The 10,944-nt window shown below is 40.9% G+C and carries 9 protein-coding genes; 6 read left to right on the plus strand and 3 right to left on the minus strand.

The genetic code is table 11. From position 1 onward, the window contains the following. The 5 genes from uppS to murI all read left to right on the plus strand — a co-directional run bounded on the left by uppS (window position 1) and on the right by murI (window position 5,591). Window positions 1-744, plus strand: coding sequence for an undecaprenyl pyrophosphate synthase (uppS, locus tag C5O00_RS03360; RefSeq protein WP_105214944.1), 744 nt, complete (start codon window positions 1-3; stop codon window positions 742-744). After that, the gene (locus tag C5O00_RS03365; RefSeq protein ID WP_394342089.1) at window positions 713-3,301 is read left to right on the plus strand and encodes a BamA/OMP85 family outer membrane protein; all 2,589 of its coding nucleotides are present in this window, start codon (window positions 713-715) and stop codon (window positions 3,299-3,301) included. The genes uppS and C5O00_RS03365 overlap by 32 nt, the downstream gene beginning before the upstream one ends. 37 nt (window positions 3,302-3,338) lie before the next feature. Next, on the plus strand, window positions 3,339-4,178 hold the full coding sequence (locus C5O00_RS03370) for an OmpH/Skp family outer membrane protein (protein ID WP_105214946.1): 840 nt from the start codon (window positions 3,339-3,341) through the stop codon (window positions 4,176-4,178). Window positions 4,179-4,224: 46 nt separating this feature from the next. Next, window positions 4,225-4,734, plus strand: coding sequence for an OmpH/Skp family outer membrane protein (locus tag C5O00_RS03375; protein WP_105214948.1), 510 nt, complete (start codon window positions 4,225-4,227; stop codon window positions 4,732-4,734). A gap of 68 nt (window positions 4,735-4,802) precedes the next feature. Then, window positions 4,803-5,591, plus strand: a complete 789-nt coding sequence (murI, locus tag C5O00_RS03380) for a glutamate racemase (RefSeq protein WP_105214950.1) — start codon at window positions 4,803-4,805, stop codon at window positions 5,589-5,591. Here murI and C5O00_RS03385 read toward each other — a convergent pair. Next, entirely contained in the window at window positions 5,588-6,319 is a 732-nt protein-coding gene (locus C5O00_RS03385; RefSeq protein ID WP_105214952.1) for a LytR/AlgR family response regulator transcription factor, read from the minus strand. The genes murI and C5O00_RS03385 overlap by 4 nt on opposite strands. Then, entirely contained in the window at window positions 6,319-8,517 is a 2,199-nt protein-coding gene (locus C5O00_RS03390; protein ID WP_105214954.1) for a histidine kinase, read from the minus strand. Before C5O00_RS03390 ends, C5O00_RS03385 begins: the two co-directional genes overlap by 1 nt. A 231-nt stretch (window positions 8,518-8,748) precedes the next feature. On the opposite strand from C5O00_RS03390, the gene C5O00_RS03395 reads away from it, so the two are divergent. Continuing rightward, window positions 8,749-9,903 (plus strand): vWA domain-containing protein, encoded by a 1,155-nt coding sequence (locus C5O00_RS03395; protein ID WP_105217557.1) that lies wholly within the window; start codon window positions 8,749-8,751, stop codon window positions 9,901-9,903. Window positions 9,904-9,937: 34 nt separating this feature from the next. Here C5O00_RS03395 and C5O00_RS03400 read toward each other — a convergent pair whose 3' ends face one another. Continuing rightward, entirely contained in the window at window positions 9,938-10,942 is a 1,005-nt protein-coding gene (locus C5O00_RS03400; protein ID WP_105214956.1) for a PorP/SprF family type IX secretion system membrane protein, read from the minus strand. Between the last annotated feature and the right edge of the window lie 2 nt (window positions 10,943-10,944).

Below are 10,944 nucleotides of genomic sequence, written 5' to 3' on the forward strand. Positions count from 1 at the left end.
ATGTCTTTACTAAGTAAAATAGATCTTGACAGACTTCCGCAACACCTTGCTGTTATTATGGACGGCAATGGCCGTTGGGCTAAACAAAAGGGCTTGTTTAGATCTATTGGTCATGAAAATGGCACCAAAGCTGTTCGTGAAATTGTAGAAGCTTCTGCCGAAATAAACATCCCTTATCTCACATTATACGCCTTTTCTACAGAAAACTGGAATCGACCCAAAATGGAAGTTGAACTATTGATGAAACTTCTGGTAAACTCTTTAAAGAAGGAGATCAAGACTCTTCAGGATAATAATATCAGGCTAAATGCCATAGGAAATCTTAGTGCCTTACCCAAGAAGGCACACACAGAATTATTAGACGTTATTGAGAAGACCCGGGAGAACTCCAGAATGACCTTAACCCTTGCTCTAAGCTATGGCTCACGTGAAGAAATCACAAAAACAATCAAAGAGATTAGCCTTAAAGTTAAAAATAACCTAATTTCGCCGTCAGCTATTGACGAATCACTTATTAATAACCATCTTTACACCCGAAATTTACCGGATGTAGATCTATTAATACGTACAAGTGGTGAGCAGCGTATTAGTAATTTTTTGTTATGGCAAATCGCTTATGCCGAGTTGTATTTTACCGAAACTCTTTGGCCCGATTACACAAAAGACCATCTTTTTGAAGCCATAATAAATTATCAAAACAGAGAAAGAAGATTTGGAAAAACGAGTGAGCAACTTCAAAATTAGTCTATTATCACATACTTCTAAAACACTGTATTGTATTTTTCTTTTTACAATACTTTCGGTGTTTTCTATTTCTGCACAGGATAACGAGCTCGATAAGAATAAACGATACACAATAAATAGTATTTCGGTTACCGGCGAACAAACCTTCAACGAACAAACGGTAATTGCTTTTACCGGTTTGAAGGAAGGAGATCAAATCTATGTTCCGGGTGAAAAGCTTAGCGATGTCACCAAGAAATTGTGGGAGCAAAATCTCTTTAGCGATATTGCCTTTTACGTGACCAATATCGATGGCAACCTGATCGACCTGGAGCTTTACATCGTCGAACTTCCTAAGATGTACGATGTGACCGTGGAAGGTATTAGAAAAGGTAAGAAAAAGGAAATTATAAAGGACAATGGCCTGAAACGAGGTGTTAAAATTACCAAGAACCTCCTCACCACAACCAAGAATTATATTACCAATAAATTTAAAAAGGAAGGATTCTTTAATACGAAAGTAATTATTAGTACTCGTCCTCACCTGGATTCTACAGGTACCGAGATCGCCCAGGATATGATCATAAATATCGATAAAGGCGAGCGGGTAAAAGTTTCAAGTATCAACATAGAAGGTAACGAACAACTTTCAGATAAAAAGGTACGTTCGGCCATGAAGAATACCAAACGTAAAAACCCATTGCGTTTTTATAAAAGATCCAAATATACAGAGGAAGGATTTACAGAAGACAAGGCTAATATCATTAAAAAATACAAGACCAACGGGTTTAGAGATGCAAGGATCATTAATGATACTCTTATCATAAAAGATGAAAAAAATGTAGCCCTGAATATCGAAGTTGAGGAAGGAAACAAGTATTACTTCGGTAATATAGATTTTATTGGAAATAGTAAATATACCGACGGGCAACTGCGACAGATCCTGGGAATACAGAAAGGTGAAACTTATAACGGAACCTTACTTCAGGAGCGTATCGCAGATGATTCTGATCCCGATGCCGCCGATCTTACCAACCTCTACCAGAATAATGGTTACCTGGCTGTACAGATAAATCCCGTGGAAGTTGCCGTTCGGAACGACACCATCGATTTTGAGATCAGGATCATCGAACGTAACGAGTTCTTTTTCGATCATGTTACCGTTATTGGAAATACCAAGACCAACGACCATGTGATCTACCGGGAACTTAGAACTAAACCGGGACAAAAATACAGTAAGCGTAATGTAATTCGAACGCTTCGGGAATTGGGTCAGTTAGGGTATTTCGACCCCGAACAGCTCACGCCAAATTTTAAAAAGGTAGATGAAGCCAATGGCCTAGTAGACCTCGAATACTCCGTGATCGAAAAAGGAGCCAGCCAGATCGAACTACAAGGTGGTTACGGTGGTGGTGGTTTTGTAGGAACACTTGGGCTCTCATTTAATAATTTCTCCTTACGGAACATCTTTAATAAAGAGGCGTATAAACCTCTGCCAATGGGAGACGGACAGAAATTATCGTTAAGGGCACAGGCGAGTAGTTTCTATCAAACTTATAGCCTGTCATTGGTGGAACCATGGCTAGGCGGAAAGAAACCTATTCAGTTTAGCACCTCATTCTCACACACGGTTCAGTACCTGTACGATTTCATTAACCGTGATGTAGATAGAACACGACGTTTCCTAATTACAGGAGGATCTGTAGGTTTTGCAAAAAGGTTGAAATGGCCGGACGATTATTTCCAGTTCTCGCAGGCTGTTAGTTTTCAGCACTATAATCTTAAGAATTATAATACCGGACTATTTACTTTCGGGGATGGTTACTCGAACAACCTGGCGTATACCATCGGTTTGAGCAGAAATAGTACCTCAGCCAACCCAATTTATCCCCGAAGTGGTTCAGATTTTAGCTTGTCTGCTAAGTTAACCCCGCCTTATTCGGCGTTGGGAAGTACAGACTATACCGCCCTGATAGAAGAACGATCCATGCTTGACGCTTCAACCGTTGATGGAAGTGAGAGAATAGCAGAGATCGACCAGGAACGATTTAAATGGCTGGAGTACTATAAGGTTAAGTTTAAAGGCACATGGTACACAAGTTTATATAAGGACCTGGTGTTGCGAACCAACGCAGAATTTGGTTTCCTAGGAGCCTATAATCAGGATCGTGGTGTACCACCATTCGAACGATTTTTTGTGGGTGGTGATGGATTGGGATCGTTTTCACTAGACGGAAGGGAAGTAATTCAGTTGCGTGGTTATCCTAATCAATCTTTATCAAATAACGATGGAAATACCATTTACAATAAATTTTCGTTAGAATTACGGTATCCGGTTACTTTGAAGCAATTGGCATCCATTTATGTACTCACCTTTATAGAGGGTGGAGGGGCTTACGACGGATTCAGAAATTATAATCCGTTTAGTTTAAATAGGTCTGCTGGCGCAGGAATCCGTATATTTATGCCTGCGTTTGGATTATTGGGGATAGATTTCGGTTATGGTTTCGACCCGATTTTAAACGGTACCGAGAGGAATGGATGGGAAACTCACTTCATTATCGGACAACAATTTTAACTTTGGCACGATATTTTCTTAAAAACAACCAGCAATTATGAAAGCAAAAAAAATACTTCTTTTCGCGCTTGCAGTTTTCGGCATTTCTTTGGTGGCAAACGCTCAAAGAGGAGTTCGGATAGGATATATTGACATGGAATATATTCTGGAGAATGTTCCCGAATACAAAGAGTCTGAAATTCAACTGGAAGGAAAAGTTCAACGTTGGAAATCGGACATCGAAAAGAAACAGAAGGCTATAGACCAGATGAAGCTTAATCTGGCAAACGAAAGAGTCCTTCTAACGAAAGAACTAATTGAAGAAAGAGAAGAAGAGATACAGATCCTCGAGGATGAAATGCTGAAATATCAACAAGACAGGTTTGGGCCTAACGGCGACCTGATGATTCAGAAAAGACAGTTGGTACAGCCCATACAGGATCAGGTCTTTAACATAGTGCAGGAAATTGCTGTAAACAGGAAGTACGATTTCATTTTCGATAAATCTGCAGATATAGTTATGCTATTCGCTGCTGAAAGAAACGATATAAGCGATCAGGTAGTGCGAAGTATAAATCGTGCCGCCAAACGCGAAGAAGCAACGAACAAAAGAGAAAAGAAAGAGATCGAAAAACGTGAGGAACTCACCGAAGAGGAAGAAGAGGCAGTAACCGAACGTGAAGAAGCAATTGAAGAGAAGAAGAATGAACGCGAGCGGATCATGGAAGAACGAAGAAGAGTGCGTGATTCGGTAAGAGAAGCCAAACGTATCGAGTTTGAGGAGAGAAGAAAAAGATTGCTCGAAGAAAGACAGGCAAAAAGAGATTCTACTTTAAAAGCCCGTTCGGGAGGAAACGCTCCCCCGCCTGATGGTGGAAATGGTAACGGTGGTTTATAATACGTATTAAAAATCTAATTTATAACACAAATAATCTATTATTACAATGAAAACATTTAAACTATTATTCGTAGCTATTGTGCTGTTTATGGGAGCTACATCCTTTACTTATGCGCAATCTAAAATTGCTCATATCAACACCTCCGAACTTGTTCAGGCCATGCCGGCAATGAAACAAGCTCAGAGTCAGTTGGAGAAACTTCAGAAAACTTACGATACAGAACTTCGTGCAATGGCTAAGGAGTTAGACGCTAAAAGAACTCAATACGGAGCGGAAGCAGAATCCAAGACCGATGAAGAGAACAGAAAGCGTGTAGAAGAAGTTCAGGGGATGCAAAACAACATTACCGCTTACCAGCAACAAGCACTTCAGGATCTTCAGAAAAAAGAAAGAGATATCCTGCAACCCATCCTTGATAACGCAAAGGCGGCGATCCAAAAAGTAGCTCGTGCCAAAGGGTACCAGTACGTGATCGACTCTACAGAAGGTAGTGGTTTACTATTAGCCGAAGGATACGACCTTCTTGCTGATGTAAAGAAAGAACTCGGAATTTAATTCGAAAATCTCATAAATAATTGGCAAAACTGCTCACTCTTTGGTGGGCAGTTTTTATTTTTATAGGTATGAAGGCAGATAATCCAATAGGTATTTTCGATTCGGGCGTAGGCGGTACTTCTATATGGAAGGAGATTCACCAGCTACTCCCTAATGAACATACCTTGTATCTGGCCGATAGTAAAAACGCTCCGTACGGAAATAGATCGGCCGAAGAGATCAGTGCCCTTAGCGTTAAAAATACAGAGAAACTGCTGGAGATGGGAGCCAAGATCATCGTGGTGGCCTGTAATACCGCCACCACCAACGCCATTTCCCTACTCAGGAAAAATTACGATATCCCTTTTATTGGTATAGAGCCGGCTATAAAACCTGCTGCCCTGCAAAGCAAAACAGGTAAAATAGGGATCCTCGCAACCCGTGGGACCCTTAGCAGTGCGCTCTTCTCTCAAACAAGCGACACATTTACAAAGGATATTTCGGTAGTAGAAGTAATAGGAGAAGGCCTAGTACCTCTTATTGAAAATGGTGACTTCGACAATCCGGAGCTCGACAAATTACTTCAGAAATACATAAAACCCATGATCGCGGCCAATGTGGATTACCTCGTTCTGGGATGCAGCCATTACCCTTACCTGATCCCAAAACTTTCAAAAATACTCCCCGAACATATAAAGATTATCGATTCGGGGATCGCGGTAGCTAAACAGACTAAATTCCTGCTGGAGAAACACGATCTTATTCGAAAAGAAATTTCAACTCCTAAGCTCCAATTTTATTCAAATACCGGTATTGGCACCTTGAAATACCTGCTGGGCGAGTTTGATAATATAGAAATCGAGACAATGGATTTCTAACTGAAATAGGCCAGGAGTGCCTTCTTCTTAGCAGGGCTTACCATGATCTGTTTCCCGCTGGAAAGAACTACACTACCACCCTTACCTTTTCTGTATTCCACCACCGCACTTACGTTTACCAGATACGATTTGTGAACCCTGGCAAAGCCATTATCTGCCAAAGCGTCCTCAAAGTACTTCAGGGTTTTACTTACTAACTTTTTACCTTCCTTTAGAAAGATCTGTGTATAATTGTCGTCTGCCTGGCAGTAAAGTATATCCGAAATGCTTAGTACCTCAAAACCATTTTGCTGCGGGATCGTGATCTTACCAGCCACGGGCTGGTGTATAGGCCGAAGTACCGAATTTTGCAAACTGTTCTCTTTTTCTTTTATTTCTGAAACGTAATCAACTGCTTCAATGAGTTTATCGATCGAGATCGGCTTTAATAGATAATAAGACGCATGAGCATTCAACGCATCGATCGCATAATGGTTATAGGCAGTAACGAACACCGTCTCGAATTGGCGGTCGCCCACCTTATCCAATAGATCGAAGGCATTCCCGTAAGGCATTTCAACATCCAGGAACACAAGGTCCAGTTCATTATTGCGTATTAGTACCAGCGCCTCGTCAACATTAGCGGCTTCGCCTTTTAACACAACAGTGGGACAGTATTTTGCGAGATAGTTCTTCAGGATCTCCCTGCTTGTCTCCTCATCCTCTACAATGATGGCTCTTAATTCCATTAGTCCTTCTTTAATTTCAATATAACACGGGTTCCTTCCTCGTTCTCAAATACGTTCTCCACCATCACTTCTACTTTATCGTCGTACATTTCGTTGAGGATGGCTATTCGCTTTTGGATGTTCCCCATGCCCTTGGATTTCTGTTTTTTCTGATTTTCTGTCTTGATCGCCTTGGACTTGCTCCTACCTATCCCATTATCCTCGATGATGATCCTAACAGTATCTTCGGAAACCGATTCGAATTTAATATCCAGTTTGCCTTTCTCCTCCTTGTATCTAAGTCCGTGCCATACTGCATTTTCCACGTAGGGCTGCAGTAACATTGGTGGAATAACAAATTCGTTCATGTTAATTTTTTCATCAACTGTGAATTGGTATTCAAATTTATCCTTAAACCTGAAATGTTCCAGTTTGGTATACATTTTCAGCAGTTCGATTTCGTTGGCCAAGGGGATGAAATCTTCCTCGCTATTTTCCAATACCGAACGCATCAGCTGAGAGAAATCACTCAAGTATTTGTTTGCGGTCCTTTCATCATTACTGGCAATAAAGCTATTTACGGAATTGAGAGCGTTGAAGATGAAATGAGGGTTCATCTGTGTTCTCAATGATTTAAGGGCTAAAAGGTTGTTAGCATACTTCTGTTGCCTAACATTTTTGTACTGGTAATAAGCAGTGAGCAGTAAAAGTACCGCAATGAGAATTAAAGATCCTATGATCCATTTTTGAATTCGGTTATTCTTCTGGATCAACTCCTGGTTTTCAAATGCCAGTTTATAACGGCTCTCGTTGAGTACCCTTTCATTTTCCAGACTGGTGATCCTGTTCTGCTTTAAGGCAATTTCCCTGCTGAATCTCGCGGCTTGCGATAATTCCTGTTCTTTCTTTACGTAAAGTTCGTCTACCACCTCTACATATTTCTCGTAATTCTCTGCGGCTTTTCCAAAATCACCTATTCCCTTATACACTTCCGAAAGTTTTCTAGTGGCATCCTTCTGTACCAAAAGGTCTTCCTTCTTGTCTGCCTCTTCAATACTTTTCTTTAAAAACGGGATAGCATCCTCGTATTTATCCTGTGCCACATAGGCATTGGCTATCTTGTAATTTTGGCGCTGCGGACTTATAGCCTCTGCTTCATCATCTTCCAAACTCTCTTCATCCAGACCTTTTAGTTCTTCCAGCAGTCCGGACCTTAACTGTATTTCCTTATCAAAATCCCGATTCTGATTATAAAAATCGGCCACCTTATTCTTTTCTACCACTGCACGCTTCTTGTTCTCCTGCTTGGCTAGATTTAGTGAATTATCGAAGTATTGTTCTGCTTCCTTGGGCGCCCCGCTCTTGGCATAGGCCTCTCCTATCTTCGAATTTAGATCGGTTATCTTTGGAGTTATGCTATGCTTCCCGGCAATATTCAACGCTTGCTGGTAATTAAGGACACTCTTTTTCTGATCGTTGATCGCCCTGTAGGTGTCTCCCAGTCCTTCGTAAACTTCTACTTCCTGGTAGTTGGATAATTTCTCCTTAAGCAGCTTCTCGAAAAGGCTAATGCTTTCCTGGTAATTATTATTAGCAATAAAGGCTCTCCCTAATTTTATTCTAACATCGGTTCGGGATTGCGATGCAATGCTACTTTTGTAATTATCCACGGCGAGATCCGGTTGATTCCAGAACAGGTTAATATCCCCTAAAGTTTCGAAAGCTATACTATTATGCCTTCTGGAAGTAGCTTTCGCCTGAACCGATTGCAGGCTGCGTGTTACATATTCGATGCTTTTCTTGGCGTCCTTCTTCAAATAGAATCTTGCAGAATCGATCAACTTATTGAAGGTATTCTCAGTTTCATTCCTGCTCGAACTGGTTACAGGCAGCTTTTCTTCAACAATACTTGCATCTTTTACACGTATAGTGACATATTGTTTATCCTTAATGGTGTAATAAACTGTTTCGAAGGTGTCGCTTTTTACGATTAACTCGTCCCCTATTTCGGCTGATATAGCAAACTCTCCCGCACCATTGGTGGTGGTATAGCTTCCCCCGGGGATCTCTACATTTACTCTGGCAACAGGGCTATTGGTTTCATCCTCAAGTACAACGCCTTTCAATACAAAAGCGTTCGCAGATCGCTTCTGTACCTGCGAAACCAGAGGCTGTACAGCCAAGGTTAGAACGAATAATAAAATTGATAACCGTTTCATTTACTCCTTAAAAAGGTAAACTTACATACTTTAAGCGGGTTTCTAAAACCTTGATCACCTCATTTTCCCTCAATTACCCTACCAAAATACGGCTTCCCTAAACAAATGACGCATTTACCTAAATGTAAGATACTGTTCCCTCAAAGTACTTTTTACACCATAAAAGTTGACCCTATGTTTACGCTAAATTAAAAACAGTGTACCCTGAAAGTATTACCTAAATTAAAAATGATGAAAACATTAAAAATCTTTACAATCCTAATCGCACTTGGTTTTTCCGTCTCATGTAAAGCCGATGTGAAATCCAACGAACCTGTGGCAGAAATCGCCATGAATACTACTCCGGTAGCAAGCAAACACTACATAAAAGTGGCCTTACTACTTGATACCAGCAATAGCATGGACGGTTTGATCGATCAGGCCAAGGCACAGCTTTGGGAGATCGTGAATGAACTTTCTTATGCAAAATGCCGTAACCAAAGGCCCAACCTGCAGATCGCATTGTATGAGTATGGAAACGATAATCTTAACGCGAAGGACGGATATATTAGAAAGATCCTTGGCTTTACCGAGGATCTGGATGATGTTTCCAAGGAACTCTTCTCACTAACTACTAACGGAGGAAGCGAATATTGTGGTACTGTTATCCAGTCTTCTATTAAGCAACTGGACTGGGGTAATGATGCAGATGATCTAAAAATGATCTTCATTGCAGGCAACGAGCCTTTTACACAAGGTAAGATCAATTATAAAGATGCAGCTGCCGAAGCAAAGGAAAAAGACATTGTTGTGAACACTATCTTCTGTGGCGATTACAACCATGGGATTTCTTCTAAATGGCAACACGGAGCGCAATTAACCTATGGCGATTATATGGCAATTAATCACAATCAGCATACGGTACATATCGCATCTCCATACGATGATCTAATCCTCCAACTCAATGTCAAGCTAAATGGAACTTATATTCCTTACGGAAGTAAGGGAAGGATGAAAGTAGCCATCCAGGAAGAGCAGGACGCAAATGCCGCCGAATATAATAAAGCTAATGCGGTTAGCCGTACAGTTTCTAAAGGATCTCATTTATATAAGAATAGTTCCTGGGATCTGGTGGATGCCGAAAAGGAAAAGGATTTTAGTTATGACGAGTTGAAAAAAGCAGATCTTCCGGATAATCTGAAAGGTAAATCCACTGCCGAGATCAAAGCGTATGTATCTAAACAACGCAAGGAGAGGGAGGCAATACAAAGGGAGATCGCCCAATTAAATGAGAAACGCCGTCTATATCTGGCCGAAAAGAAGAAAGAGGGAGATAACGAGCTGGAAGGCGCCATGATCCAAGCCCTGAAAAGACAAGCCGAAAAGAAAGATTACAATTGGGATTAAAAGAAAAGCCCTGCAAATTGCAGGGCTTTTTTTGTTAGTTGATCGCGGGACAATTACAGTTATAGGGTTCTGGCCTGTTTCCTAAGAAATCATAACCCAGGGTGATCTGGTGAAAGCCACCACTTTGGAAACGAACGTTCCCTGCCTGGTACGAATAGTTATAGGCGAACATCCAGTTATTGTAATTCACGCCAATTATTGGTGTCCAGTATTGTAATTTTTGAGTATTAACTTCGGTTCCGTCCAGAAATTCGGATCCGTCGAAACTTCTGCGATAGGAGATCCCTCCCCACAGTTTTCCAAAATCCATTGTGCGATATACTTTAAAGTTGATATCGATGGCTTGCTCTCCTGTACGTTCTCTCCATTGGAAAAGGAAAGAGGGTTCGTAAGACCAGGTAGAATAAACGCCACTCCCGAGCGCATAGGCAGCAGAGATTAAATATTGTCTCTGGTTATTGGGTTCAAATTTTTCTGAAAAAAGATTTCTGTTCTGAAATATGATATTCTTAACCGTAAAATGTCCAGAGAAATTCAAAAAGTTATAGGATATCCCGGCGTCCAGGTTAAAATAGGAACTACTTTGAATAATTCCGGCAATCACCGGATCGAAATCATTGGGATCGAATTGAGTTTCATCTAGTCTTGATTGAACCAGCCCTGCACTCAATCCAAATGACAATTGATTGAGGTCTGCCTCTGTACGTGAGAACATAATATGGTGGGCGTAGGTTAAATATCCTCCCGTTTGAGAATGATATCCGTTTCTATCGTTAAAAATTATTGCCCCAACTCCCGAACGATCACCTAATCGCGCATTAAAACTAAGCGTTTGGAGGTTAGGTGCTTCATCCTGATCAAACCACTGCTGTCTTGCTGTTAGTCTCAATTGGTTGTGAGAAGCGGCTCCCGCCATCGAAGGGTGTAATAGATAAAGGTTGTCTGCAAAATAATCTGTATATACCGGGATACCGTCCTGTGCATATGTAAATGAGCCAATAAGCAGGAACAGTATAAAGTAGGTTTTTCTAATCTTCATAG

Source organism: Pukyongia salina (assembly GCF_002966125.1).
GTDB lineage: Bacteria > Bacteroidota > Bacteroidia > Flavobacteriales > Flavobacteriaceae > Pukyongia > Pukyongia salina.